Genomic DNA, 24927 nt, shown 5'->3' on the forward strand with positions numbered 1-24927 from the left:
TTGTGGATCGTTTCCACACCGGGCGTTCTGCATTGCTAGGGTGGCTCTCATCGGCAGCGATATGTGAATGTCGCATGATGGAGGGCGAGGGTGCATGGCAGACCTGGTGGTGGACGAGAAGACGCTGACGTCGGTTGCGTGGCGGGTGTCGACGGCGGCCGTCGACGCCGAGGTATCGGCGACGCTGACGCTCGGGTCGGTGGCCGACGTCGGCTCACCGAGCGTGGCGGGGGTCCTCGACGAGGCGACGGGGCAGCTGGTGAGACGGGCGGGGTTGGCCGTCGAGGCGATCCAGGCGGTGGGCGACTTCACGACGACGTTCGTGCGCGAGTTCGAGCAGGTGGAGTCGCGGCTCGCCGCCGGCTTGCCGGTGTATGACCTGGCCGCTGGCTTGCCGGTGGGCGAGCTGGCCGGGGTGGGGTCCAAATGAGTGCCGACGCCGGCCCGGGGGTCGGGTTGGTCGAGGGCATCCGGCAGCTCGCGACGACGAGGCGGACCGAGGTCGACGATCTCGAGGTGGCGGCTTACCGGTTGGCCGAGGCGGCGAGCTGGGGTGCCGAGTGCTGGCGGGGACGCTCGGGCGAGCAGTTCGTCGCGTCCATGACGGACGTGTCCGCCGAGGTGACTGCTGTGGCTCGGGGCCTCGAGCACCACGCGGCGGCGCTCGAGGCGTACGCGGTCGACGTGTCGTTGATCCAGGGGTCTCAGCAGACCCTGGAGGCGCGGCGCGCGATGGCCGAGCAGAACATCCTCTCGACGGGGGTCGCCTTGAAGACGATCATGCGTGAGGCGCAGGACGCGGCGCGGGACGACCTGATCGGCATCGTCGTGGAGTCCGAGTACCGCTCGGGTGAACGGTCGACCTTGCAGCGTCGCATCGACGACGAGCAACGCGAGCTCGAGGTCGTCGCGGGCTTGTGGGCCGACCTGGTCGAAGAGCGGGCTGCGGCCGATCGTCGGTGCATCGCCGCGCTGCAGAGCCCCGAGGCGATGGGGTCCCTGCCGCAGGTCACCGGGGAGGCCCTGGCCGCGGGGTCGTCCGAAGAATTGTTGGCGCTGCTGGCAGGGCTCTCGGCCACCGAGCTGACGATGTTGCTCGAGCAGCACCCCGAACTGGTCGACGAGGCGTTCCTGGCCGATCCCGAGCGGGTGCGGGCCTGGTGGGACGAGCTCGGCCAGCAGGGTGCGCGGAACGCTGATGGGCTGACCGCGGTGCAGGTGGCACTGGTGCGAGGGGCTCCGGCGATCATCGGGGCCCTCGACGGTCTGCCGCCGTCGGTACGGGTCGCGGCGAACGTGTTCAACGCGAAGCGGCGGATGGCCGAGATCGACGAGATGGTGGGGCCGATCGGGCGGCGGGGGCTGCACGGCGACGATGAGCTGCTGGCCGCACTGGCGCGCGAACGCGCGTACCTCGGGCGAGCGGTGGCGGAGCCGCCGACGGTTCAGCTGTACCTCTTCGACCCGACGAAGAGTCGCCTCATCGAGATGATCGGCGACTGGAACGAATCGACCAGGACGGTGCTGACCTACGTGCCGGGGACGCTGACGAACATGGACTCGTTCTACGGGAAGAACGGAAGTCTGCAGCAGATGGCGAAGTGGCTGGAGGCGAATGATCCGGATGGAACGTCCGTGGCGTTCGTCTTCAAGGACGGGGTCTTCCCGGGTGGCGCCGAAGGCAGCAAGAACCCGGCCGAATTCGTCGGGGCTTTCGCGCAAGCCAACGACCCCGAATTCGCGCGCGAGACGAGCAAGGCGCTGTACGACTTCCAGCGGGGGCTGGCCGTGGATCCGATCAGAACGGAACCCGGATACCGCGACGTGGCCATCGGGCACAGTTGGGGGTTGGCGAACATCACGTCCGCCGAGGTCCATGGGGCCACGTACAACAAGGTGATCTCCCTCGCGGGTGCCGGGATGCCGCCGGAGTGGGAGCCGCGAGCGGGCACGACCTACACCGACTACAGCTACTGGGACTTCCTGATGGAGGCTCAGTCAACCGGTGGTGTCTGGGGCGGGCGGAACCCGAACCGGTCTGACGACTTCGACTCGCGTGGGTACTACCAGAGTCCGCATGACGTGGAACTCGAGCAGACCGGGGCAAGCTACACCCCGGTCTGGAAGCTGGACGACAACCATGCGCTCGTCGCTCGATCGAGTGACGACAATGCACCGGTGCGCGATGCGCTCACGGACGAGATCTATGAGGAACAGCATGACTAGGCGACGCGGAGTGTGTGTGGCAGCTTCCCTCGTCTTTGGATTGATCGGCCTATCGGGCTGCAACAGCGAAATGCATGACAACGCGAAAAGGACGCTCTACATGGACGAAGAGACCGATCGAGTCGACCTGCCGGCCCTGAGACGGGACATCATGGCTGTCCAGCGACGTTTCGCGTCGATGGGTCCTGAGGATCAGATAGTCGGAATCCTCGAACCGCCGGACGGCGTCCTGATGTCGTGTTCGGACGGTCGATTCCAGTGGACGGGCTCGACCACTGTCGAGTACTCGACCGTTCCGGAGGAACAGGGCTACTTCGAGGGACTGGAGGCGGAGCTTGCTGACAACGAGGCGTTCAGTACCAATCGCCAACTTTCCCCCGATGGCGAGAGCGAGCGCCTCATTGTCATGAGCGAGGACGGCACTCGTTACTCGGTCAGGGTATGGACGGGCCGCTCGAAGGTCCAGGTGTCGTCGAGTTCGTGGTGCTTCATGCTGCAGCCCGGGCAGGCAGAGGGTGGTCTCTTCTGAGGGCGGAGTAGGGCACCATTGGTGTTCGTGAGACGAGCGGACGGGGTGCGAGGGTGACGGGCGCTGGGCTGTGGCATCGCGCCTCCTCGGGGTTGGGGTTGTCGGCCGCGGCCGACCGGGTGTGGCAGCGGCTGCAGCTCGACCGGCTGGCCGGGGGGCGACACTCGGGCTACGTCATCCACGAGGACATGCAGCGGCACCCGCGCACGGTCCGTAGCTTCGTCGGCATCCGGTGGCTCCTGTTCGGCGAGACCGTCGTCGGGCTCACCGCCATCTTCATCGCCGCCGTCCTCACCAGCCGAGGCGAACACGTCCCGTGGGCCGTGTGGTTCCGCTCCACGGTCGTCCTCTTCATCACCGCCTCGCTGTACGTCTTCGCGTGGCGCGCCCAGCTCGGCTACTACTGGGCCTACTCGCGCCTCCGCCTGTTCAGCCGCATCTTCCCGATCGTGACGCTGATCATCGCGACCATCCCCGGGCTCTACCCCGGGTGGATGGTCGTCGAACAGATCGTCTTCTCGCTGCTGATGATCGGCATCGGCGACCTGCTCACCAGCGACCACATGCGCGCGGCCTTCCCGCGACCGGCCAAGCCCGACGCGGTCGACAGCACGGGCTGAGAGTCCGGACTCCTGTCACCACGCCACGCCACGCCACGCCACGCCACGAGATAAACACCCCGCCATTCGATTCTGTGGCGGGGTGTTTAGTTCGTGGCCGGCAGGCGGGCAGGCGGGCAGGCGGCAGGCGGCAGGCGGCAGGCGGGCGCGGCGGAGGGCTGGGAGCCGGGTGGCGGGCTGGCAGACGGGCCGGCGGGGCTGAGGGCTCGCTGCCGGGTGGCGGGTTCGGAGGTGGGCGGAGGGCCGGCTGCCCGACGGGCGACCGGCGCGCTGCCGGGCGGGCTTCCGCGCTGACAGGCGGGGCGGCCGCAGACCCGAGGAGGCGGGGCCTAGTCGCTCGCGCTCAGCACCATCTCGACGTCGGCGGGTTCGACCTCGCGGCCGTCGCCCGTGACGAACGCGACCCGCACGGGCTCGCCCGAGCCGGCGACGCTGAACCGGCGTGCGGCGCCGTCGGGGTGAGGATCGTGCTCGTCGCCCCAGACGGCGAGGGCGGCCAGCACGGGGGAGAGGTCGCGGCCGGCGTCGGTCAGCAGGTACTCGACGCGCTCACGGGCCCCGTCTTCCCGGTAGGTCGAGCGCTCGAGCACGCCGGCGGCGACGAGCGACTCGAGCCGGGCCGTCAGCACGTCGGGCGACAGGCCGAGCCGCGCCCGGAACTGCGAGAACCGGGTGTGCCCGAGCAGTGCCTCCCGCACCACGAGCAGGGCCCAGCGCTCACCGAGCAGGTCGAGGCTGCGCGCGATGCCACAGCGCGGGTCCAGGGGTCCACGAGAAGCCATGCCGACACCCTACCTCGATAGGCTTTTCGTATCCAGGGTGCTAGCGTCGCCGTCATGCCCCGTGACCTCGCTGCCTCCGTCCGTCCCGACGGGCCGGACCGGCTCGCGTTCTGGACCTGCGCCTCCGTCCTCGCCCTCGCCTTGTGGACGAGCGGCGCCGCGACGCCGGTCTACCCGCTCTATGCGACCGACTGGCAGCTGACGCCGTTCGTCACGACCGCGATCTTTGCCGTCTACCCGCTCGTCCTCGTCGTCGTGCTCCTCGTCTTCGGCAGCCTCAGCGACACGATCGGTCGGCGGGCGAGCATCCTGCTCGGCGTGAGCGCGTCCATCGTCGGTGTGCTGCTGTTCGCCCTGGCTCCGGACGTCGGTTGGGTGCTGGTCGGCCGCGCGTTCATGGGCCTCGGCGTCGGCCTGTCGCTCAGCCCCGCCACCGCCGCGATGATCGACATCGCCGGTCCGGTCAACTCGGCGCGCACCGGAGCCATCAGCACCGCCTCCACCGCCGTGGGCCTCGTCTTCGCGACGCTGCTCGGCGGAGCGCTCGTCCAGTACGCCCCCGAACCGCTGCACCTCACGTACTGGGTGCTGCTCGTCGTCGAGGTGGGCGTGCTCGTCCTCGTCTGGCGGCTGCCGCGGGACCGGGACGCGCTGGCCGGGCGCTGGAGGCCACGGTGGCCGAGCGTGCCGCGCGCGCTCCTCGGGGCGGTGGGCGCCGCGGCCGTCTGTGTCAGCGCCTCCTACGCTCTCGGGGCCGTGGTCCTCTCGCTCGGTGCCGAGATCGGCGTGACGCTGATCGGCAGCGACAACGCGTTCGTCACCGGCGCGGTGATCGCCCTGTCGATGGTGGTCATCGCGGTCGTGGCGCTGGTGTCACGACGCGTCCCGGTGGTCGTCGCCGTCATCGTGGCGGCGGTGGCGACGGCGCTCAGCTTCACGGCGCTGGTGCTGGCCGCTGCCCAGCAGTCGTTGGGCCTGTTCTTGGCGTTCTGCGTGCTGTCGGGCGTCGGCTACAGCCTCTTCTTCGCGTCGGGGCTGGGGATCGTGTCGCGGTTCGCCCCGGAACACCACCGGGCGGGGACGCTGTCGGCCGTGTATCTCGTCGCCTACTTGGTGCAGGGGGCGACTGCCTTGTGGCTCGGCGCGCAGGCGACCCGCGGAGGGCTCGAGAGCGGCGTCGACGTCGGGGCCCCGGCGATCGTGGGGCTGGCGCTCGCGGCGATGGTCGCGGTCGTGGTGGTGATGCGCGGGCGGGAGCGGCGGCGGCGGGTCGCGGCGTAGGGGCGACCTGCGGCCGGGGGCGGGCGGCGGCGGGCGGCACAGCTTGCAGCGGGCAGCACGCCCTGCAGCGGCTTGCGCATTCGGCAGTCGGCGGTCGGCGGTCGGCGGTCGGCGGTCGGCAGTCAGCACAGCTTGCGGCGGTCGGCACAGCCTCCCCGGGTAGGTCGCGCCCTAGGGAGCCGGGAGCGGAGCGCAGGAGGCGCGGGGCGGGCAGGGTGCGCGGCGTCCGGACGGGGCGAAGGTAGGAGGTGCGGGCCGGGCAGGGTGCGCGGCGTGCGGATGGGGCGAGTGCAGGAGGCGCGTGCCGGGCAGGGTGCGCGGCGTGCGGATGGGGCGAGTGCAGGAGGCGCGTGCCGGACAGGACGCGCGGCGTGCGGATGGGGCGAACGTCGGAGGCGCGGGCCGGGCAGGGTGCGCGGCGTGCCGACGGCAGGTGCTCGGCTTGCATCACGCCACGAGGTACACACGCCGCCACGCGATGTCGTGGCGGCGTGTGTACTTCGTGGCGGGGCGGGCCACGGCGCCAGGAAGTGGTCACCGCGCCAGGCTTAGTCCTGGCGCAGTGACCACCGCTTGGCGTCATGCCCGGGCAGCACGGCAGACCGCCCGCCGCCCGTCGCCTACCGCCTACCGCCCGCCGCCCGCCGGCCGCCGGCCGCCGCGGCCTACCGCCAGCGCCGCAGCGCCACGCGCTGCACGACGTTCAGCACGGTGTCGCTCAGCGTCCCGAGCAGCGCCAGCAGGACGATGGCGAGGAAGATCCGGTCGACGCGTCCGTTCGACTGCGACTCGGTCAGCAGGAAGCCGAGGCCCATCGACGACGCGATCAGCTCAGCCGCGACCAGGAACAACCACGCCTGCGCGAGCGCGAGCCGCAGCCCCGACACGAGCGACGGCAGCACGGCCGGCAGCTGCACCCGGGTGAAGAGCGACACCCGCCGCAGGCCGTAGGCGCGCCCTGCCTCGACGAGCTGCGGGTCGACGTGCCGCAGCGACCCCGCGACCGTGGTGAAGACGGGGAACGCCGCACCGATCGCGATCAACGTCACCTTGGAGTCCTCGCCGATGCCGAGGTACAGGATCAGCAACGGCACCCAGGCCAGCGACGGCACCGCCCGCACGGCCGCGATCGACGGTGCGAGCAACGCCTCGCCCACCCGCGACAACCCGACGACGGCGCCGACGACCAGCCCGATCACGGACCCGACCACGAACCCGATCAGCACCCGCTGCACCGAGATGGCGACGTAGAGGCCGAGCTGACCCGTGGCGGCGAGGTCGACTCCTGCCCGCACCACGTCCGCGGGGGACGGCAGGCGGTACGAGGGCACTCCGCCGACGGTGGTGGCGAGCACCCAGGCGGCGAGCACGGCGGCCGGCACGAGCACCCCGAGCATTGCCAGGCGGTGGCGAGGGGTCGCGCCCGGGGTGCCCGGGCGTCGCGGGGCGGGCGACCCGGACGAGGAGGCGCGGCGTCCGCCCTCGACGACCCGCGCCTCCTCGGCTCGGGGGGTGGCGGTCAGGGTGCTGCTCACGAGGTGGACGCGGCTTTCGCGTACGAGTCGTCGAAGAGCGAGTCGAGGGCGGCGTCGACGTCGTCCTGCGAGGGGACGTCGCCCGACTCGACCAGGATCGGGCCGACGGTGTCGAGGACGGTGCGCTGGTCGGCTCCGGGGGCGGGGTCGATGTCGAGGTGGGTGCGGTCGATCACCGTGGTGGCGACGGCGGGGTCGATCGCGGCGGCCTTGGCCAGGATGGCGGCGGTCTCGTCCGGGTTCTCGAGCGCCCAGGCGCGGGCCTTCTCGTACGAGTCGACGACGACCTGCGCGACGTCGGGCGACGCCTCGAGGAACGACTCGGTCGCGTTGAGGAACCCGTAGCTGAGGAAGTCCACGTTGCGGTAGAGCAGCTTCGTGCCCGACTCGGCCTCGCTCGCGGCCATGATCGGGTCGAGGCCCGACCAGGCGTCGACGCTGCCGTTCTCGAGGGCGGCGCGTCCGTCGGCGTGCTGCAGGTTCTGGATCGTCACGTCGGAGGCACTGAGCCCGGCCTGGTCGAGTGCCTGCAGCAGGAAGAAGTACGGGTCGGTGCCGGTGGTCGCCGCGATCGTCTTGCCCCGGAGGTCCGCCACGTCGGTGACGGTCGAGTCGCCCGGGACGACGAGCGCCGACCACTCGGGCTGCGAGTACACGTCGATCGTCTTGATGGGGGAGCCGTTCGAGCGGGCGAGCAGCGCGGCCGAGCCGGCGGTCGAGCCGACGTCGACCGCTCCGGCGCGCAGCAGCTCGTTGGCCTTGTTCGAGCCGGCCGACTGGGTCCAGTTGACGGTGACGTCGTCGCCGAGGGCGTCCTCGAGGTAGCCCTGGTCCTTCACGACGAGGCTGAGCGGGTTGTAGGTCGCGAAGTCGATGTCGAGGGTGTCGGTCGACCACTCGCCGTCGCTCGACCCGGCGCCGCCTGCCGCGTCGGCCGCGCCGGTGCCGGCGTCCTCGCCCGCGACGCAGCCGGTGAGGAGGAGGGCGCTCGCCGCGGCGAGGGCGAGACCGCCGGCCCAGGAGGCGCGGGTGCGGGTGGTGGGGGAGGTGCGGAAGGTCATCGGTTCGTCTCCGTGCTGTCGGGGGCGGTGCGGTGGTCTGCGGGGGTCGGTGCGGGTGCGGTCTCGGTACGGGGGTGTCCGGCGGTGGCCGTCGCGGTCAGCGTGCTGGTGGTCGAGTTGCCCGCGTGGACGCGGTGGACGCCGAGGTCGGCGAGCAGCTGGAGGCGCAGCTCGGCCAGGGCGGGGTCGTCGCGGTCGCGGGGTCGGTCGCCGGGCACGATGACGATGCGCTTGATGCTGGGGGCTGCCGTTGCGGTGTCGGCGTGCGCCGCGCCTCCTGCGGTGGTGTGGGCCGCGCCCGTGGCGCCGGGGGGCGGCTGCTGCGAGAGGTCGGCGAGGACGACGATGCGGTCGGCGAGGTAGAGGGCTTCGTCGACGTCGTGGGTGACGAGCAGGACGGTGGTGGGTTCGACACGGTGGATGTCGAGCAGCAGGTCGTGCATGCGGAGGCGGGTGAGGGCGTCGAGGGCTCCGAACGGTTCGTCGAGCAGCAGCACCTTGGGTGCCCGGGCGAGGGCGCGGGCGAGGGAGGTGCGTTGGGCCATGCCTCCGGACACCTGGCGGGGGCGGAGGCCGGCCGAGCTGCCGAGTCCGACGAGGGCGAGCAGTTCGGTGATGCGGGCGCTGTCGGCGGCCTTGCCCGGTGTGCTGCCGGTGCTGCGCCTGCCGGCCTCGGCGCGCTCGCTGTGCTTGCTGGTCTTCGGCAGGCCGAGTTCGACGTTCTGGCGGAGGGTGCGCCAGGGCAGGAGGCGCGGCTCCTGGAACGCGATGGCGCAGCGTTGGTCGGTGGGTCGGGTGGGGGAGGCGTCGATGTCGACGGTGCCGGCGTCGGGCTGGTCGAGGCCGCCCACCTGCCGGAGCAGGGTCGACTTGCCGCAGCCGGAGGGTCCGACGATGGCGATGATCTCGCCGGCCTCGACGTCGAGGTCGAGGGCGTTGAGGACGGGGCGATCGCCGAAGCTTCTCCCGACGCCGCGCAGACGGATCGGCAGGGCCGAGGAGGCGCGGGTCGTCGAGGTGGGCATGTCACGACGGTAGGTGGGCGGGGTGCCTGCCGTCCCGTGCGGTGTAACGGGGCGAAACACTCCCTGCGGTCCACCGTGCCAGGGCTCGGTCTCAGGCACCCTCATTCATCGGCTATAGTTGTGGGGTTGCCTCGGTCGGGGCAACACCAAGACCTGGGTTGCAATTCGAACCCGGATCTCGGGCTGTGGCGCAGCTTGGTAGCGCACTTGACTGGGGGTCAAGGGGTCGCAGGTTCAAATCCTGTCAGCCCGACCATTGAAGACTATGGAGAGGGGTCCTCGGTTGATACCGGCAGGGGCCTCTTGTTGTACGTCGCGGGGGACATCGGCCGCGGTTGAAGCTCGAGTCATGCCTAGAGGCACGTGACGTTCCTCCCGTTCTGACCGAAGATTCGGGAGCCCTAGCCGCACAGCGATCAGGGGTTTTGCGCGTCCTGCACAAGTTCTTGGCCTGCGGCGCCCGAGGAATAGTTTTACTATCAGCACTGGCTTGTAACAGGAGAGGGTTTCGCCCGCGCGAGCGCACTCGCTGACCTTGAATTTGACGCGTTCGGTGAATGCCTTAGCGAGGGAGGCCTGCCCAAGGGCCCCGGTCTGGTCGAGGGTGAGGCCCTGCGCCCCTGACCAGGAGTCGGTCTCAAAACGGAAGACGCCAAAATCGAGCTCCTCTGCCAGTAGGAATTGTGCCTCCACTTGCAACGATGGACCGACGCCATCCGGATCATCTTCTCGCCGGGGAGATCGTTGGGGGCCTTGATGCTATAGGCGGAAAAGGTGTCGGGCTTTGGAAGCTCGACGGAGCCCAGTTGCGATCTGCTGGAACGCAGGGGGACGATGTCTCTCTGTATAGGCTGCGGACAAGCCGGTGCTTGCGGCGAAGCTGCGGCACCGTTACAGGAGCAGGGGACGAGCGCAAAAAAGCCGCACGTAAGTCAGGCAGGTGGTCCTGGAGGCCGAGGGCAGTCCGGGCGCAGCCCGACTCACGCTGAGGTAGGCCGTCCTAGCTGTTTGTCAGAGCATCTGTACTGTCTCTTCGAAGGGGTCCAAGCGCCAAGGCCTCACGGGCGGAGTCGCGAATGTCGGTGGCCAAGTTAAGCTTGACGTGTGAGCCTCAGCAGTGACTTCGTGCCTAGTCGAATCAAGTCGTCCGACCCGCTTCACGAGCCTCGGTTGCTTACGGCTGACCAGAGGGAAGTGTTCAGAGTTCGTGCCCGCGAGGCTCGTCTAGCTAAAGACGCTGCGGCGGCAGGCACTGGGGGCGAGCCGTTCCATCTAGTGAACACTCCTGCGTTTGATCCGAACGAGCTCATGCCTCAGCTTGACCTGAAGGAACTGACGACACTGTCGATGTTCAGTGGAGGGGGCGGGCTTGACCTTGGATTTGATCGCGCAGGATTTAGTCATGCCGGCTCTTGGGAAATTCTGCCCGACGCAGCTCAGACACTGCGGGCAGCCCGACCCAATTGGGATGTTTATGGCGGCTCGGAGGGTGATGTTCGTGGTGTCGACTGGCGTGCGTATCGAGGAAATATCGCCGTTCTGCATGGCGGCCCGCCATGCCAGCCTTTTAGCAATGCTGGCAAGCAACGAGGCGCCTCCGATCCTCGAGACATGTGGCCAGAGTTTGTTAGGGCTGTACTCGCTGTGCGGCCCGATGTATTCGTGGCAGAGAATGTCGCTGCACTTGCAAGCTCGACCTTCTCAGAGTATGTCAAGGAGAACATTTTACGGCCACTCGGCAAGAGCTACGAGATCCACAAGGTGTTGCTCCAGGCCTACGAATACGGGGTCCCCCAAATTCGGAAACGCGTGGTCTTCGTTGGCTTCCGCAACAAAACTCTAGCCAGGAAATGGGTTGCCCCTAAGCCGCAGTATCGGCGCCTGGATGACCCCACAGGCCATCTCCCACCGGCTATTGGAGCGCGAGCGGCTCTTGGTCTTGAAGACATTGGTTTCGATGGTCCCTCACCCACCATTCGCAGTGGGTTGTCTGGGCCCAGGCACACTACTTCGATCTTGAGTAGCGTTTCGGCGCAGCGGAAGTTTGAAGCTCTCGGGATTTGGCCCAATGGAGTTGCGGCTAATCGGGAGGCCGCAAGCGCGTACATTGCGAAAAATGGCCATTTCCGCCTGGCCGTGGCTGACGTCGCTCTTCTCCAGGGTTTTCCGGAAGAATGGAAATTCTACGGAGCTACGTATATGCAGCTTGGGCAAATAGGCAATTCTGTTGTCCCGCCAGTTGCCTATGCAGTGGCGACTTCAGTGCGTGCCGTATTTAAGTAGTCGGTGACAAGTTCGCGTAGTCGGGCGGCATGATTGTCAGTGATCTTCTCAAACCGATCGAAAAAGGCAGCCTCGATGTGCGGATTGTTCAATGTTGAGCCGCGCAAAATGAGATAACGAGCTCGAAGCTGCATGATCTGGGTCATGCGATCCAGCGAGTAACCCCCTGGCAGATCCTGGTACTCCTTGTACTGCGCTGCTCGCCATTGCTTCTTCATGACTAGTTTTGCGTCCTGCAAGGAATACACGTCTTTCGGACCGAATGAAGTGAGAACCATCTCAGCTTCGACCGACCTGGGCAAGTTGTTTGCTAGCTCGAGGTCGGGCCGAATGTACAGCTCTTTTGAGGCAATCCATGGCTCCATGTCGTCCGGAGAAGCGTATATGCAATACTGGAGACGAGTGCCGTCCTTATTGTAGAAAGCAAAAAGCCAGTGGAGGTCTGCTCGCCACTTGATAATGTGATCAGGGCCAAAGTCTCGGACGGTAGATACGGAACCGGATGTCGTTGATTTCAGCTCGAAGTTGAACTCGCTTCCGCCCATTGCCAAATGTGCATCAATGTCGGAACGTTTTCGATCGTCAGGCACTGTGAGGTTAAATCTCTGAATCATTTCATTCTCACGAGCATCGTCTTGTACGGGCATGCATTGATTCTGGCAGGTAAAAAGAAGTTCTCATGTCTTTGCGGATGAATCCCCATCGATCGACGTGGGACACCGCTACGGGACTCACTCGTCGCTGTCATCTGCGCTTCAATAGGGCTTTTCGCGTAGGCGACACGGAGCGGCCTAAATTTGACCCAAGGTGACCTTGCCTTCAATCTTGACCCTGCCCCCACGGGCACGGTATTTACTAGGTCGCACTTCGGCGCTGCGTCGGCGTGACCGACTGGAGCTGACCGTGGCCTTCAGCACACGCGAGCTGGCCGGCACCACCGTCAAGTCGGTGCGGTACTACCACCAGCTCGGTTTTCTCGCCGAGCCCGGACGACTCACGAACGGGTACAAGCAGTACGAGGTGCGGCACCTCGTGCGCCTCCTGCAGATCACCCGCCTGACCGACCTCGGCGCCCCGCTCGCCCAGATCGAGTCGATCGGCTCGTCCGTCGAGGACCCCGCCGGTGCCCTCCGCACGATCGACGCCGAGCTCGCCGCCACCATCGAGCGGCTGCAACGCATCCGCGCCGAGCTGGCGGCGATCCTCGAGAACCGGACCAGCGCCTCCTTGCTTGCCGGATTTGCCGAAGCGGGACGCGACCTCAGCGAAGCTGATCAGTCGCTGCTGCTGATCTGGTCGAAGGTGTTCGACGAGGGGGCGATGGACGATCTGAAGCAGATGCTGATCGACTCGCCCAAGACGGCTATCGACGTCGAGCTCGACGAGCTCCCCGACGACGCCGACCGCGAGACGCGGCGGCGGCTGGGGGAGCAGTACGCTCCCGTGCTGGCGGCGGCGACCCAGCGGTACGAGTGGTTGGGGGCCCCGGGCGAGCGGGCTCCGCGGGGTGCGGCGTTTGCGCAGCAGACCGTAGCCGAGGCGCTGGCCGAGCTGTACAACGGCGCTCAGCGCGAGGTGCTCTACCGGGCGTCGCTGATCGGTGCGGGCAAGCTCGACGGGCTTGCCGCGCTCGAGGCGGCACTTGATGCCGCCGAGACATCCGGCGGTGCCGAGTCGATCGGGGGCGAGGCGACCGATGTCGGGGACGCGGGTGGCAGCACCGGGCCGAGCCGCGCCTCCTCGGGTCCCGACTCCGAGGGAGGCCTTCGATGAGCGCGACGACGCTCGCGCCCACGCTGGCCGAGGACCTGCTGCTCGTGCTGCTCGACCCTTGATCGGGGTCGATCCACAGCGAGGGGTCTCCGCTGTTCCACGTCTTGGCCGGGGCGGTGCTGACCGAGCTGGCGCTGTCCGGTGCCGTCGACATCGACCGGAAGGCCACGCTGCGCGGGACGCAGGTGCGGGTGACGTCCTCCGCGGCGCCGACCGACGAGCTGCTGCTCGGCACCTGGCAGCGGGTCGAGCGCAAGCCGACGGATGCGTACTCGCTCGTGCTCGAGATCGGTCCGGCGCTGCGGGCTCGGAGATCCTCGACCGGCTGGTGGCGCGCGGTGCGCTGCTCCGCGAGAAGACGACCACGCGCGGCTTCATCCCTGGCACTCGGCTGCGCCTGTCCGACAGGGCGGGAGGCACGGGACGGCGGGGCGGACTCGGCGCGTCGCTGAGGAGCGTCCTCGCGGAGTGTGCCGAGCCGTCGGTGCGCACCGCCGCCCTCGCGGCACTGGTGTCGGCGAGCGGGGCGCTGCCGGCGATGCATCGGGACAGCCCGTGGTCGGGCGACGTCTACACCCGCGGGCGCGAGCTGCAGCAGGGCAAGTCGGGTGTACAGATCGCGGGGGACGCCATCGCGGTAGCGGCTGCGGCGATGCTCTCGACGGCGTTGTTCGTGACGGTCGGCCTGCCTGGGCTTCGGGACGACTGAGGCCGCTCTTCTCATTGCGGCGGCGTCGGACCGCCTCGTTGCTCCAGCTTCACTACGCCGGTGTTCGGCGTGCCCTCGCACCTCAGTGACACCCATCGAGAGAGATCACCATGTCCATCGCACTCACCCTCTCGGGCCCGTCGCGCTTGTCGGCCGCTGCGTTGGCCTCTGCGACCGATGCCTCGTCGGGCGGCCCGTTCGCCTGGCTTCTGGAGCTGATGGGCCAGGTGCCCGAGCTCGCGCAGCCGCCGATTCTGGTGCTGGCCGGGGCGATCCCGTTCTTCGAGGGGGAGGGCGCGGTCGCGCTAGGAGTGCTGAGCGGCGTCAACCCGGTCGTCGCGGCGCTGGCGGCGATCGCGGGCAACGTGCTCTGCGTGGCCACGGTGGTGTGGCTGGGGTCGTGGGTGCGGTCGGGGGTCGTGGAACGACGCGGGCGGCGCGGGGTGGGTGGGGCACCGGCTGGCGGGTCGGGTGCGGTGGCGGGTGAGCCGGGCGCGGGTGAGGTCGTCGACGGGCATGCGGGAGCGGCGTCGCTTGGTGCGGGCGCTGCTGCTGATGCTGGCGATGGTGCTGGCGTGAGTGCTGCCGGAATGCCTGCGGCGACCCGGGGCGTGTCGCGTGATGGGGTGCCGGAGTCGAAGCCCGAGAAGAAGGGGCAGCAGAGACTCAAGCGTTGGCTGGTCAAGTTCGGCGTGCCCGGCGCGAGCCTGCTGGCACCGCTCGCACTGCCGACGATGTTCACCGCGGGGACCCTCTTCGGCACCGGGGTGTCGAAGAGCTGGATGATGTTCTGGCAGGTCGTCGCGATCGTGCTGTGGACGACGGTGGTGACGGTGGTTGCTACGGGGGTGTTGAGCGTTGTGGGTGGTTGAAGCCCGATCCAGGGTGACAAAGAGCGACGGATAAATCGCCTGCTCACCATTCCCCGCTTTCTTCCTGCTGGCGAATTGCGGCGCGCCAAGCTGAGACTATTTCTCTTATGCCGAAATCTGAGGTCGTAGCCCGGCTCCTTGGCGGAGACATGCTCGTGTGTACTGTCGCCACCAACAAGGGGCAATCCATCACGCTGACGGAGTCGTCCGACGGGCTCGAGCCGGTTGTCGAAGGGGCCGCAACTCTGGCAAGAAACAAGGCCCTGGTCGACAACGCCTGGGCTCATGCCAAGTTCACGCGTCTCAAGGTGCAGCTTCCTTCCGAGGAGCAGCAGAAGGCCGCGGCGAAACGTGCCGAGGCTCATCGGGACATGGCGGAGTGGATCGCTGAGCTCACGGACGACCTGACGAGCGAGACCGAACACGCTTGGTGTTCCGACTGTTTCGCTCTAGCAGAACACGTCAAGACCGATCGACCGTTCAATCAGGTGCCGGCCTATCTCTGCAGCAATTGCGGTTCACCGACACTTCCCTGCGCCGGCCCCACCTGCGACAACATGGCGTCTCGCGGACGCGGACCTTTGACCATGCCGAGGTTCTGTGCCGAGCACCGGCACGAGATCTCTGGTTTCGAAAAGATCGATAAGAAGATGGCGTCGCTGGGGGACTACGCAACTTTCCTCGAATACGACAAGATCAAACTGAGCCGAGTCACGAAGATCATCGGTTTCAGCCTGGCTGGTGTTGCCTTGGCAGTACCTGCGACTCTTGTCGCTGCACCGGCTATCGGGGGTGCCATCGGCGTTCTCATCAGCGGCTACACCGGCGCCGCCGCGACCACTACCGGTCTCGCTTTCCTCGGGGGTGGCGCCATAGCTGCGGGCGGTCTCGGGATGGCGGGTGGGACTGTGGTGCTCACGGCCTTGGGCGGCGCGCTCGGAGGAGCGCTGAGCGCATCCGTCACCAACGCGTACGTCCAGGAGGACAAATCGTTCCATATCGAAATGCTTCAGGGAGGGACGGGCACTCCCGTCATCGTCTGCAACGGGTTCCTCTCCGAGACAGCGCGAGGTTGGGGCGAGTGGAAGAGCATCGTGACTGCCCGATACCCGGACTCCCCGGTCTATCGTGTGCACTGGGGCGCTCGTGAATTGAAGCACCTCGGACTCATGAGCGGGACCGGGGCAGCGAAGGTCATCGGTGGGGCAGCCCTCCAGCAGGCTGCTGCGAAAGCAGCTCGGGCCGCGGCCACGAAGATCGGACCGTTGGGTCCGTTGCTCGCCGTGGCCGACATCGTCAAGAACCCTTGGCACGTCGCGAAGAACCGAGCAGACAAAACTGGTGTCGTTCTTGCCGACTTGCTGGCTCGGACTGAGACCGAATCGTTCGTCCTCGTCGGCCACAGCCTGGGTGCCAGAGCCATGGTGGTCGCGGCGCAGGCGCTGGGGACCAAACCGGGTGGGCCTCGGGTCGAAGCGCTCCACCTGCTGGGCGTGGCGATCGGGGCCAAGGGCGACTGGTCTGGTCTTGCGGACGCGGTGGACAAGGGCGTCTACAACTACCACTCGACCGAGGATGGCATCCTCAAGTACGTTTACGCCGTCGCGCAAGCGGGAAAGACTGCCGCGGGACTCACGGGCTTCCGACCCGCACCTGAAAAAATCAACAACATCGACGTGACCGACACGGTCACTGCGCACTCCGGCTACCACGACAACGTCACGCTTCGATAGATGCGACCGGTCGATCCCCATGTCGCGCTCTTAGCGCAAGGGGCAAGGTGGCGGGTGCGGGAGCCGCCTTCGGGCGATAGTTCTCAGGCCTAGAGGGGGCTATTGTCTTGCCGTGATGCGCTCCTGCCGACCGGTGACCCGCGGGCGTTGGTCGTTGTGGGCGTTCAGGCTGACAGTCTCGGTCGTGTAAATGTCGCGTCTTTTGCTGAGTTGTATGTCGTCAACCATCTGTGCCAGAAGCGAATCGTAGGCCTTGCGGTACGCGGCAAACCATTCTTCTGTGATCGCTTCGTCGTCCGACACGGTGAAGAACGAGTTCCAGGAATCTGCCCAGGGTGTCTGACTCTGTCCCTTCCAGGCCTGTCGCCGTCGGAAAGCACTCGTCCTCAGTCGTGCGTCATCGCCCCAATTGCCGTAGGTGGTGAACGTCAAATCCATCATGTTCTTGTACGCAGCGGCTGTTGCGGGGCTGAAGAGCGGAGCCGCTGTGTGGAAGGTCGTGTCGACATGGCGCTTCAAATGAATGACGTCTGCGGGCGAGTCATCACGCCAGGTGCCTATAAAAAGCATGTAGCACATGATGCGGTTCAAGCTGGGGGCCAAGGACTTGTAGTACTCGAGTCTCACTCTCGTCAGTTCTTCGCTACGAGATTGTCTTCTGCCGAGCATGAGCCCGACCAGGAGCACGACGGCCGGAACGATGGCTGCAGATACAGCGGTCAGGACCTCGGCCCAATTCGGTTCATTCACCGTTTGGACCTCGGGCCTGGCACGCGAAGGTCAATCACGCGTACGCCTTGACTGACTCGCGGATGGCCGAGGCATGTTCGTAGATGCCGTCGAGGGACTCGATGGCGTGCTTGGTCTCGATCTTCTCCGCATCGAAGACGCCCAGGTACTTCTGCTTCTTGCCGTTGAAGTGCAAGCGCGCGATCGGTTTGCGGTTGTTGTCGTCGAGCAGGACCGCGAAGTACGACTTCGCGTCGCGGTGCACGATGCGCTCGGGCTTGACCTCGCTGCAGGCGATCGCCTTGACGATCTGGTAGCCCTCGAGTTCTTCGAGGGTCGTCTCCGTCTCGGTGTCCCGATCGAGGTCGGCCTCGACGACGGCCTCGCTGCTGACCGCACCCGAGGGCGCTTCGGCCGGCATTGAGGGGAAGTTGGGGGAGCCGAGCGCGGTCTTGAGGCGGTCGTTCACCTGATCGTTGAGGAACTGTTTTGAGGCCTTGATCACCAGCGGCGTGAACTGGTCGCGCACCTTCTGGGTGAACGAACCCTCGTAGACGCGGGTCGTGACGAACTTGATCCAATCGTCCGACGGCTCACGGAACTGGGCGGCGATTGCTCGCTTGAGCTGACCGACGTACTTCAGCTCTTCAGCAGCACTGATGACGGAGTCGAGGTCGAAGACGTCCTTCGTCAGCTTGCTGAGCTCTGGGAGGAGCGTCTCATCGATGTCGGACAGGTCGAGCACGAGGAACGGCTTGTCGTCCATGCGGTTCGGCTTGTCGAGGTCCGTGTAGAAGTGGTAGCTCTCGCCGTTCGTCAGCACGGCGATGCGGGCGTTGGTCACGGCGAAGTACCGGAAGAGCTGCGACGCGTGCTCGATGCGAAGCGGCTCGGTCGACTTCTTGCACTCGATCAGGATCTGGACCTCGCCGTCACGCATGATCGCGTAGTCAATCTTCTCGCCCTTCTTCACGCCGACGTCGGCCGTGAACTCAGGCACCACCTCGAGAGGATTAAAGACGTCATAGCCGAGGATCGTCGAGATAAACGGCATGATGAACGCGTTCTTCGTCGCCTCTTCTGTCTGGATGGCCTCGCGCTGGTTCTTGACCTTCAGTGCAAGTGCGGCGAGCCGCTCGGCAAACTCCATCGTTGTCCCCTTTGTGACGGTTTCTCAAGAGACTAGATGACACGAAAAGGCAAGCGGACCACGTTTGTCTGCTGGCTGACCCCTATTTGGGTACCGAGCGGCGGCGACCCGCGGACGGGAAGATGCGCCGCGCGACTGCTTGGGGGAAGACAACTACCCGGCTTAGGGCGGATCGCCATATTTCCCTCGACCCTTAAACCCGTGGACCCGTGGACCCGTGGACCCGTGGACCCGTGGACCCGTGGACCCGTGGACCCTTCGACCCGTGGACCCGTCCGCGCGCTTACGTCGTAGTGAGCGGCGTCGATAGCTGACGCAAGTAGCGAGCGCTGAAGATAGGAGATACACATGCGATCAATTCGTCAGGTTCACCGCGATGCTGTCACGTGGGAGGACTTCATGCCCAAGAGGGGAAATGGCGGTGTTCCACAACACGAAGAAGTCGATCATTTTCGACGAGCGATCAAGGCAAACGATGAACTTCGTCAGAAGGTCATGGGCGAGTTGCGGGAACTTGCGGAGCTCCGAGCCACATACGAATTTGCTCTCCTCACCGCGACCCTGGCCTTGTATGCCGTCATGGCGAGTCTTGTCATCCGCCCCCTTGATGCCCTCGAGGGAGAATCCTGGTATGCCGCATTTGCCACCATCGTGCTCGGAATGGCTGGGGCAGGGGTGGCGGCGTTCCTCTTCCTCTCCATTCGCGCCTCCCTCGTACTTTCAAAGGCCCGACATGCTTCGTCCTACCTCCAGGCCTATAGCGAGGTGCTTAGCCGCCTAAGGACAGCGACGCGACCTCGGTGGCTTCAATGACATGAGTTGCCGTGGTGGTCCAGGGGGCTAAACGTCCGATGGGGTCTCCACGCTTGAAAGGTGTCATCGTCGTTAGATTGCGAGGTGCCCGGCGATCATCTTGAACGTGTGCTCTTGATGGGCGACTCGGCGTTGTCGCTCGACCGGGTCGGGGTGGAAGAGTGCCTGCCGCCCCGGGTGAATCGTGGCGTAAACCGACAAACGTTGATCGAGGAGGGGCTCGAGCGCAACGGCCCGTCGCCAGGCTTTCTCCGCATCCCGGCCCTGGAGGAGCACAACATCGACGTCGGGTGAGAGCTCCAAGAGCTCGAGCAAGACCAGCGCTCCAGCCTTTGACTGCGCTGCGTTCGGCGCCGCGTTGATGTACCAGGGATATGCGTTCCACGGCAGGACAACCCTCGAAGCGATGCCGTAGCGATCGAAGAGGTGAGCCATTCGCTCGGCTGTCGGGTCGTCGTTCTCGAGACTGATGAAGCCGGAGCCGGTTCCGAGTTGAGTGGCCGGGCCCGGGTCGCGCAAGATGCTGATCACCCGCGCATCGATGCCGCCGTGGTGAGGCGGGACGTAGGGCACCCAGCCACGTCCGTCGCGATCTCGGATGCTGTCCACGAAGGCGTTGATCGGGGCGATGTGGGGCGCCGTGAAGGCCCGTGCGGTCTGGTCAGCGTGGAACGCAGGATCGGCCATCTGTCGGGACATGTCGCGAACCTAGCAAGGCGACGTGCATCACCGGGATGACCCGCGCCTCCTCCGGGTGGCTGCCCTCTCTGAAGTGACGGCAGCGAGGCTCAGGCGCGTGGCCGGTACGTGGTCGCGACGGCGCCGGAGGCGAGGTCGTGGCGGGCGGTCGGGGTGAGGTCGAGGGGGTGGGGGAGGCCGGCGAGTAGGTAGGGGCCGTGGCCGGCGACCCAGGGGTGGACGGTGAACTCGTACTCGTCGACCAGGCCCCAGCCGACGACGTCGGTGGCGAAGGCTGAACCTCCGAGGCGAAGCGGGCCCCCGGGACGGCTCTTCAGCTCTCGCACCGCCTCGCGCAGGTCTCCGCCGAGCAGCTCGGCGTTCCAGTCGACGCTCTCGAGCGTCGTCGACGCCACGTACTTCGGGATCTCGTGGATGGTCCGCGCGAAGGGCTGCATCCAGTCGGGGAACGCGTCGGAGGCGGGCGGACGCCAGGACTGCTCCATCAGCTCGTAGGTGACCCGGCCCAGCAACAGACCGTCGGCCTGGGCGAGAGCCTCCGCGGCGAGCTGGTGGACCTCGACATCCGGCCGGCCCTCACGATGGTCGATGCAACCGTCGAGCGTGACGTTGATGGAGTACGTGAGCGTCCTCATGCCGGGGAGGATAGCCCTGCGACGCAGACGCCACCAGGGGCGCGGGTCCTACCGCTCGTCAGCCCAGTGCGTCGGCCGCGTGAAGCCCTCGGGCAGGCGCGTCGCCGCATCGCCCTGGGCACTGTTCACCTGCATCTGCGTCAGGTAGATCGCCCCGAGAGGTCCGCCCCACCGAGCTCGGCGTCCCGCAGGTCGACACCGAGCAGATCGCACCGGTCGAGGTCGGCCCCGCGCAGGTCCGCCGCGATCGCGATGCTGCCGCGGAGCGTCCGACCCCGCAGATCCGCCCCGGCCAGGGCCGCTCCCATCAGGTCGCTCCCCGGCTCGAGCGTCGGCCCCTTGGCTCTCGACCGCCGAGGAGGCGCGGGTACGGCCGCCAGGGCGACCTCACTCGCCTGCACCAACAGTGGGCGCGCCGCGTCGTACTCGGCATCGACGTCGAGGGCGGCCAGCTCGTCGGGTGTGCCGTCGGTGAGGTGCCGGACGTGCTCGAAGGCGGTGAGCCACGGGGCGGGGTCTGGGGTGGTGCCGGGGGTGCGGCCGGGCTCGGCGGCGGGTGCGTGCTCGCCGTCGTGCGTGCTTTCGCGCTCGCGCCCGCGCCCGCGCTGGACCAGCGCGATCGCCTCGTCCAAGTACCAGAGCAGTTCGTGCAGCCGCCGCACGAGCGGGAACGTCGAGAACATCGCCTCACGCGTCGCGGTGTCGTCACGCCACGAGCGCCCGGCGAACGTCTGCCGGCTGACCTTCTGCCCCGCCCCGAAACAGTCGAACACCGTGCAGCCCTTGAACCCTCGCTCACGCAACTGCGGGTGGATGCGGCATCCGTCGTGCTCGTCGAGGTACGTGCACGGATCACCGGCCGGCTTGTCGAACGGGAAGTCGGCGCTCTTCGTGAACGCCAGCGCGACGCAGCACAGGCCGAAGCAATTCGCACAGTCGGCTCCGAGGTCAGCGCGGCGGCCCAGCTCGATCCGGGTGCGGGTGCTCATCGCGTCAACGCTAACGGGCGCGGCGGGCCGGGGCGATCGAACAGGGGTGGATCATTTGTCCCACACCGGCGCCGCAGGGAGACCACGAGCCGCCCGCTCATCGGTGACGAGTTCGGTGATGAGCGCGGTCTTGGCGGCTGTGTAGGCGCGTCCGTCGTCGAGGCCGGCCAGCGCCTCCTTCAGGGTCGCGTAGCGCTGTCGCGCGACCGGGTCGCGCAGCAGGCGGTCGCGGAACAGTCGCTGGTGGCAGGCGTCCCACTGGTCGGGGCGGAAGACGTGGAGGATGTGCGTGCGTCGTGCTCCGTCCCGCCGGACGTAGACCGCATGGGTCTTCGGGCCCGCTGCGTGTCGTTCGTAGCCGAGGTCGGTCAGGGCGGCACCCAGGGCGAACGGGTCGGTGCCGGGAGACGTGCGGGCGGCGACGTCGATGATCGGCTTCGCGAGGAGGTCGGGGACGGCCGTGCTGCCGATGTGCTCGAGAGCGTCGACCCGGGTGCCGAGGGCGACCGCGAGACGCTCGGCCTCACGGCGGTAGTCGTCGGCCCAGGTGGGGGCGTGCGGCTGCAGATCGACCATCGGGGCGATCGTACGGGGTGTCACTCTCGGCGGGGTGGGGTCGGGTGGTCCCGGATCGTCGTTCGCGCGGAGGGTAAGGACGATTCCAGACCACTCGATGACCGGTGGGGCGGGCGTGGACCGACCCGCGCCTCCTAGGGGGTCGTCGGGCGGAGGTCGGCGAGGGGGCGTGACCAGGCGACCTCGCGGGCGAGCTGGCCGGAGGCTCGGAAGAGCTGCACCTGGTGCGTGTCGGGGAGGGCCGCGGCGAGGGCGTCGCGGTCGGCGGGGGCGAAGCCGAGCTGCTGCCAGAACGGTCCGGATCGGCGGGAGAAGAGCCAGGCGTGGCGGGCTCCGTGCGCGGCGGCGTCGGCCAGGGCGTGGCGGGCGAGACGGGAGCCCGCGCCGCGCGTGCGGGCGGCGGGGGCGACGGCGACGCTGCGGATGAGGGCGTGCTCGCCGTCGGCGCTCAGCTCGTAGCCGGTGCTGCCGACGACCGTGCCGATGGCGTCACGGTCGACCCAGAGCCGGAGGCGCGGTGAGGGGAGTCGAGACCGCCGAGCGTGAGGTCGGCGGCGGCGAGGAAGGCGCGGAGGTCGGCTCGGGCGTCGGCGTCGGCATCGGCGTCGGCATCGGTCGGGGCGATGGGGACGAGGGGCATGGGGCCATTCTTCCTGGGGCTCGGTGGGCTCGTCGGGCTCGCCGGGTTTGTCGGGCTCGCCGGGCTCGAGTCGGCCCGGGTGGGCCCGGCAGGCTCGAGCGGGCAGAAAGTGTCCTTCGGGGGCGGCGGAAGGACACTTTCTGCCCACTCGTTCATGCCGGGGTGGGCCAGGGCGGCTCAGAACGGGCCGCGCGGGGGAGTCGCGTCCGGAGGTGCCGACCTAGCCTGGAGGGATGCTCGTCGTCGTTCCGCTCATCGTGTTCGCCGGGTGCGCCCTCGTCTTCGGTACGACGCTTGCCGCCGCCCGCGGCCGGCTCGGGGTGAACCACCTCGCCGGCATCCGGTTCCGGCACGTGATGGCGTCGCCCGAGGCGTGGCGGGCCGGGCACCGGGCAGCACTCGTGCCGGTGACGGTGGGGTGCGCGCTCGCCGTGGGGTCGATCGTGGTGCCGCTCCTCATGGGCCCGTCGGAGGACGCGATGGCCATCTGGGCGATCGGGAGCATGGTCGCGCTGCTGTTCGGCACGCTCGTCGGGGCGTGGCGGGCGGATCAGGCGGCGACGGACCTACTGGGGAGCTGAGCCAGAAGGATCAAAACAATGACGTCGCCCTTCCCGCGGTGGGGAAGGGCGACGTCATCGACGATCAGTTGGTCCAGGTGGTCTTTTCGTAGTCGAAACCGCCCGTGACGTCCATGACGATCTGGGCCGGGTCGGCGACATTGAAGCCAACGACGTAGCTGACGGACGAGCCCGGCAGGATCGTCGTCGAGGGCGAGCCGGTGAGGCCGCCCTCAGTGTCGAAGATCTGCTCGGCTTCCTGGCTGCTCGATGAGGCGCTGATGTAGGTGAGCGACGGGTCGTAGCCCTCGGTGCTCGTGTTGGTGATGGAGATCGTGAACTTCACGTTGCTGGGCTGCGATCCCGTGAGGGCGTACTGGCTCGGCGTGAAGGCTTCCGGGGCGCTGATGCCGAGGGTGAGGCCGTCGAAGGTTGCAGTCTCGCCGAAGGTGAATGTCGTCTTGGCGGCTTCCGTCGCGGGTGCGGCGCTCTGTGATGCGGCCGCGGCGACCTGGGTCATGTTGGGCGCGGCTTCGCCGCTCGTTCCCGTCGCCGGGCTGCCTGAACAGCCGGCGAGGGTCAGGCCGATGAGGGAGGCGGCGGCGAGGGCGGTGGTGATCTTCGTGGCGCGGGACATCGTGTGTCTCTTTCTGCGGGTTCTCGACGGTGGAGAGGCCCTGCATTCGGGTGCAGAGCAATCCTCAGGACCCTATGGGTGGGAGTCGACCCCGGGAAACGGTTTTCGACAACAGATGTCAATTTCACCTCATGAGTGATGTTCATTCACCGCCAGGTGGCCTGGGGGATGGCTGGCCTTGGATGCGTGGTGACCCGGAGGTGAAATCCACCGTTCTACCCCCGGACGGGGGCTGCCTCCGAGCTCGGGCCACCGCCGACACTGTGCGAGGTCGATTCCGGCCTGACTTCGAGGGGGAACGAAGATGACGCTGTGGTGGAACAGGCTTACGAATACGGGTCGCGTATTGATCGCGTGTGGGTTCATGGCCTTCCTTCTAGTTGTGGGAGGTGCAGCGAACGCGGCCGCCGTGGCTGCACTCTCCGGGGCAGGCCAGGCCGCTGGCCCGGACGGCGCGGCGCGGCCCTTTGTTGCCGTCGACGCGACCACGAGCCCGACCCCCACTCCGACGCCCACCCCGGTCGTCAACATCACCCGCGTCGACGAGAGCGAAAGTGTTCCGTTCGAGTCGGTCTCGGTCGACGACCCGAACCGCGACGTCGGCACCAGCGCCGTGACGACCACCGGACAGGCAGGCACGAAGGTCCACACCTACGAGGTGACGACCATTGACGGAATCGAGACCGCGCGCTCTCTCGTCAGCGAGACCGTCACGGTCGCCCCGGTGCCGCAGGTCACGAGCGTCGGAACCCGCGTGCCCTACGTCGCCCCGGCACCCGTCGCCGCACCGGCACCGGCACCGGCACCGGCACCGGCTCCGGCTGCGGGTGGGTGCGACTCGAACTACTCCGGGGCGTGCGTCCCCGTCGCCTCGGACGTCGACTGCGCCGGAGGCAGCGGCAACGGCCCCGCGTACGTCCAGGGGCCGGTCACCGTCGTCGGCTCGGACGTCTACGACCTCGACCGCGACGGCGATGGGATCGCCTGCGACCGGTAGGCGCTCGCCAGAAACGCCTCCTGACAAGGGTCGAGTGGTCAGAAATTGTCCTTCCCGCGCGGCGGAAGGACGT

General features: G+C 67.5%; 26 protein-coding genes, 1 tRNA gene and 2 pseudogenes. 15 read left to right on the forward strand and 14 right to left on the reverse strand.

From position 1 onward, the window contains the following. The first annotated feature begins 94 nt into the window (after window positions 1-94). From HQQ78_RS00085 to HQQ78_RS00100, 4 genes are read left to right on the forward strand one after another with little or no spacing between them, the layout of a single operon-like run. A complete protein-coding gene (locus HQQ78_RS00085; protein ID WP_173150700.1) occupies window positions 95-430 on the forward strand; it encodes a hypothetical protein in 336 nt (111 codons plus the stop codon). Further along, the gene (locus tag HQQ78_RS00090) at window positions 427-2226 is read left to right on the forward strand and encodes a hypothetical protein (RefSeq protein ID WP_173150701.1); all 1800 of its coding nucleotides are present in this window, start codon (window positions 427-429) and stop codon (window positions 2224-2226) included. Before HQQ78_RS00085 ends, HQQ78_RS00090 begins: the two co-directional genes overlap by 4 nt. Before the next feature lie 16 nt (window positions 2227-2242). Further along, window positions 2243-2755, forward strand: coding sequence for a hypothetical protein (locus tag HQQ78_RS00095; RefSeq protein WP_173150702.1), 513 nt, complete (start codon window positions 2243-2245; stop codon window positions 2753-2755). Window positions 2756-2808: 53 nt separating this feature from the next. Beyond that, window positions 2809-3375, forward strand: coding sequence for a hypothetical protein (locus HQQ78_RS00100; RefSeq protein WP_371740288.1), 567 nt, complete (start codon window positions 2809-2811; stop codon window positions 3373-3375). A gap of 329 nt (window positions 3376-3704) precedes the next feature. Here HQQ78_RS00100 and HQQ78_RS00105 read toward each other — a convergent pair whose 3' ends face one another. Beyond that, the gene (locus tag HQQ78_RS00105; protein WP_159825209.1) at window positions 3705-4157 is read right to left on the reverse strand and encodes a helix-turn-helix domain-containing protein; all 453 of its coding nucleotides are present in this window, start codon (window positions 4155-4157) and stop codon (window positions 3705-3707) included. 54 nt (window positions 4158-4211) lie between these two features. Between HQQ78_RS00105 and HQQ78_RS00110 the strand changes: the two genes are divergently transcribed. Further along, the gene (locus HQQ78_RS00110; RefSeq protein ID WP_173150703.1) at window positions 4212-5438 is read left to right on the forward strand and encodes an MFS transporter; all 1227 of its coding nucleotides are present in this window, start codon (window positions 4212-4214) and stop codon (window positions 5436-5438) included. A 665-nt stretch (window positions 5439-6103) separates the two neighbouring features. Here the strand turns inward: HQQ78_RS00110 and HQQ78_RS00115 are convergent. Genes HQQ78_RS00115 through HQQ78_RS00125 form a run of 3 tightly spaced genes read right to left on the reverse strand, consistent with a single transcriptional unit; the run spans window position 6104 to window position 9059 of the window. After that, window positions 6104-6973 (reverse strand): ABC transporter permease, encoded by an 870-nt coding sequence (locus tag HQQ78_RS00115; protein WP_371740289.1) that lies wholly within the window; start codon window positions 6971-6973, stop codon window positions 6104-6106. Continuing rightward, on the reverse strand, window positions 6970-8034 hold the full coding sequence (locus HQQ78_RS00120) for an aliphatic sulfonate ABC transporter substrate-binding protein (RefSeq protein WP_173150704.1): 1065 nt from the start codon (window positions 8032-8034) through the stop codon (window positions 6970-6972). The genes HQQ78_RS00115 and HQQ78_RS00120 overlap by 4 nt, the downstream gene beginning before the upstream one ends. Continuing rightward, window positions 8031-9059, reverse strand: coding sequence for an ABC transporter ATP-binding protein (locus tag HQQ78_RS00125; protein WP_173150705.1), 1029 nt, complete (start codon window positions 9057-9059; stop codon window positions 8031-8033). The genes HQQ78_RS00120 and HQQ78_RS00125 overlap by 4 nt, the downstream gene beginning before the upstream one ends. A 179-nt stretch (window positions 9060-9238) precedes the next feature. Between HQQ78_RS00125 and HQQ78_RS00130 the strand changes: the two genes are divergently transcribed. Together HQQ78_RS00130 and HQQ78_RS00135 are read left to right on the forward strand one after the other, a co-directional pair. Continuing rightward, window positions 9239-9315 (forward strand) — tRNA-Pro (locus HQQ78_RS00130). A gap of 848 nt (window positions 9316-10163) precedes the next feature. Then, window positions 10164-11342 carry a DNA (cytosine-5-)-methyltransferase gene (locus HQQ78_RS00135; protein ID WP_216844133.1) on the forward strand — a complete coding sequence of 393 codons (1179 nt, stop codon included), beginning with the start codon at window positions 10164-10166 and terminating at the stop codon, window positions 11340-11342. On the opposite strand, the gene HQQ78_RS00140 is transcribed toward HQQ78_RS00135, so the two are convergent. Next, the gene (locus HQQ78_RS00140) at window positions 11303-11989 is read right to left on the reverse strand and encodes a hypothetical protein (RefSeq protein WP_173150706.1); all 687 of its coding nucleotides are present in this window, start codon (window positions 11987-11989) and stop codon (window positions 11303-11305) included. The genes HQQ78_RS00135 and HQQ78_RS00140 overlap by 40 nt on opposite strands. A 256-nt stretch (window positions 11990-12245) precedes the next feature. Here HQQ78_RS00140 and HQQ78_RS00145 point away from each other — a divergent pair, with 256 nt between their 5' ends. The 5 genes and pseudogenes from HQQ78_RS00145 to HQQ78_RS00165 all read left to right on the forward strand — a co-directional run bounded on the left by HQQ78_RS00145 (window position 12246) and on the right by HQQ78_RS00165 (window position 16429). Then, entirely contained in the window at window positions 12246-13115 is an 870-nt protein-coding gene (locus tag HQQ78_RS00145) for a MerR family transcriptional regulator (RefSeq protein WP_173150707.1), read from the forward strand. A 116-nt stretch (window positions 13116-13231) separates the two neighbouring features. Next, window positions 13232-13363, forward strand: a pseudogene (locus tag HQQ78_RS16265) (hypothetical protein); the annotation flags it as partial. Beyond that, window positions 13306-13824: pseudogene (locus tag HQQ78_RS16270) on the forward strand (GPP34 family phosphoprotein); the annotation flags it as partial. The pseudogenes HQQ78_RS16265 and HQQ78_RS16270, both read left to right, overlap by 58 nt. Before the next feature lie 110 nt (window positions 13825-13934). Continuing rightward, window positions 13935-14696, forward strand: a complete 762-nt coding sequence (locus tag HQQ78_RS00160; RefSeq protein ID WP_254064992.1) for a small multidrug efflux protein — start codon at window positions 13935-13937, stop codon at window positions 14694-14696. Window positions 14697-14803: 107 nt separating this feature from the next. After that, window positions 14804-16429 carry a DUF726 domain-containing protein gene (locus HQQ78_RS00165; protein ID WP_173150710.1) on the forward strand — a complete coding sequence of 542 codons (1626 nt, stop codon included), beginning with the start codon at window positions 14804-14806 and terminating at the stop codon, window positions 16427-16429. Between the two features lie 99 nt (window positions 16430-16528). On the opposite strand, the gene HQQ78_RS00170 is transcribed toward HQQ78_RS00165, so the two are convergent. Together HQQ78_RS00170 and HQQ78_RS00175 are read right to left on the reverse strand one after the other, a co-directional pair. After that, window positions 16529-17179 (reverse strand): hypothetical protein, encoded by a 651-nt coding sequence (locus HQQ78_RS00170; protein ID WP_173150711.1) that lies wholly within the window; start codon window positions 17177-17179, stop codon window positions 16529-16531. Window positions 17180-17213: 34 nt separating this feature from the next. Then, a complete protein-coding gene (locus HQQ78_RS00175; RefSeq protein ID WP_173150712.1) occupies window positions 17214-18308 on the reverse strand; it encodes a type I restriction endonuclease in 1095 nt (364 codons plus the stop codon). Window positions 18309-18656: 348 nt separating this feature from the next. On the opposite strand from HQQ78_RS00175, the gene HQQ78_RS00180 reads away from it, so the two are divergent. After that, on the forward strand, window positions 18657-19121 hold the full coding sequence (locus tag HQQ78_RS00180) for a hypothetical protein (protein ID WP_173150713.1): 465 nt from the start codon (window positions 18657-18659) through the stop codon (window positions 19119-19121). A gap of 72 nt (window positions 19122-19193) precedes the next feature. Here HQQ78_RS00180 and HQQ78_RS00185 read toward each other — a convergent pair whose 3' ends face one another. The 6 genes from HQQ78_RS00185 to HQQ78_RS16280 all read right to left on the reverse strand — a co-directional run bounded on the left by HQQ78_RS00185 (window position 19194) and on the right by HQQ78_RS16280 (window position 22660). Beyond that, window positions 19194-19820: a uracil-DNA glycosylase gene (locus HQQ78_RS00185; protein ID WP_216844134.1), complete on the reverse strand. Its 627-nt coding sequence runs from the start codon at window positions 19818-19820 to the stop codon at window positions 19194-19196. A gap of 89 nt (window positions 19821-19909) precedes the next feature. Further along, window positions 19910-20455, reverse strand: coding sequence for a dihydrofolate reductase family protein (locus HQQ78_RS00190; RefSeq protein WP_173150714.1), 546 nt, complete (start codon window positions 20453-20455; stop codon window positions 19910-19912). A gap of 140 nt (window positions 20456-20595) precedes the next feature. Further along, complete coding sequence (locus tag HQQ78_RS00195) at window positions 20596-21444, reverse strand: pentapeptide repeat-containing protein (RefSeq protein ID WP_371740290.1); 849 nt, start codon at window positions 21442-21444, stop codon at window positions 20596-20598. Between the two features lie 51 nt (window positions 21445-21495). After that, on the reverse strand, window positions 21496-22020 hold the full coding sequence (locus HQQ78_RS00200) for a GrpB family protein (protein WP_173150715.1): 525 nt from the start codon (window positions 22018-22020) through the stop codon (window positions 21496-21498). Window positions 22021-22154: 134 nt separating this feature from the next. Next, window positions 22155-22505: a GNAT family N-acetyltransferase gene (locus HQQ78_RS16275; protein ID WP_371740397.1), complete on the reverse strand. Its 351-nt coding sequence runs from the start codon at window positions 22503-22505 to the stop codon at window positions 22155-22157. After that, window positions 22469-22660, reverse strand: coding sequence for a hypothetical protein (locus tag HQQ78_RS16280; protein ID WP_371740403.1), 192 nt, complete (start codon window positions 22658-22660; stop codon window positions 22469-22471). Before HQQ78_RS16280 ends, HQQ78_RS16275 begins: the two co-directional genes overlap by 37 nt. 233 nt (window positions 22661-22893) lie before the next feature. Here HQQ78_RS16280 and HQQ78_RS00210 point away from each other — a divergent pair, with 233 nt between their 5' ends. Beyond that, entirely contained in the window at window positions 22894-23241 is a 348-nt protein-coding gene (locus HQQ78_RS00210; RefSeq protein ID WP_173150716.1) for an SdpI family protein, read from the forward strand. Between the two features lie 64 nt (window positions 23242-23305). Here HQQ78_RS00210 and HQQ78_RS00215 read toward each other — a convergent pair whose 3' ends face one another. Further along, the gene (locus HQQ78_RS00215) at window positions 23306-23857 is read right to left on the reverse strand and encodes a hypothetical protein (protein ID WP_173150717.1); all 552 of its coding nucleotides are present in this window, start codon (window positions 23855-23857) and stop codon (window positions 23306-23308) included. 409 nt (window positions 23858-24266) lie between these two features. Between HQQ78_RS00215 and HQQ78_RS00220 the strand changes: the two genes are divergently transcribed. Beyond that, window positions 24267-24854, forward strand: a complete 588-nt coding sequence (locus HQQ78_RS00220; protein ID WP_371740291.1) for a G5 domain-containing protein — start codon at window positions 24267-24269, stop codon at window positions 24852-24854. Window positions 24855-24927: the final 73 nt, after the last annotated feature.

The organism is Frigoribacterium sp. VKM Ac-2859 (assembly GCF_013204925.1).
Classification (GTDB): Bacteria; Actinomycetota; Actinomycetes; order Actinomycetales; family Microbacteriaceae; genus Frigoribacterium.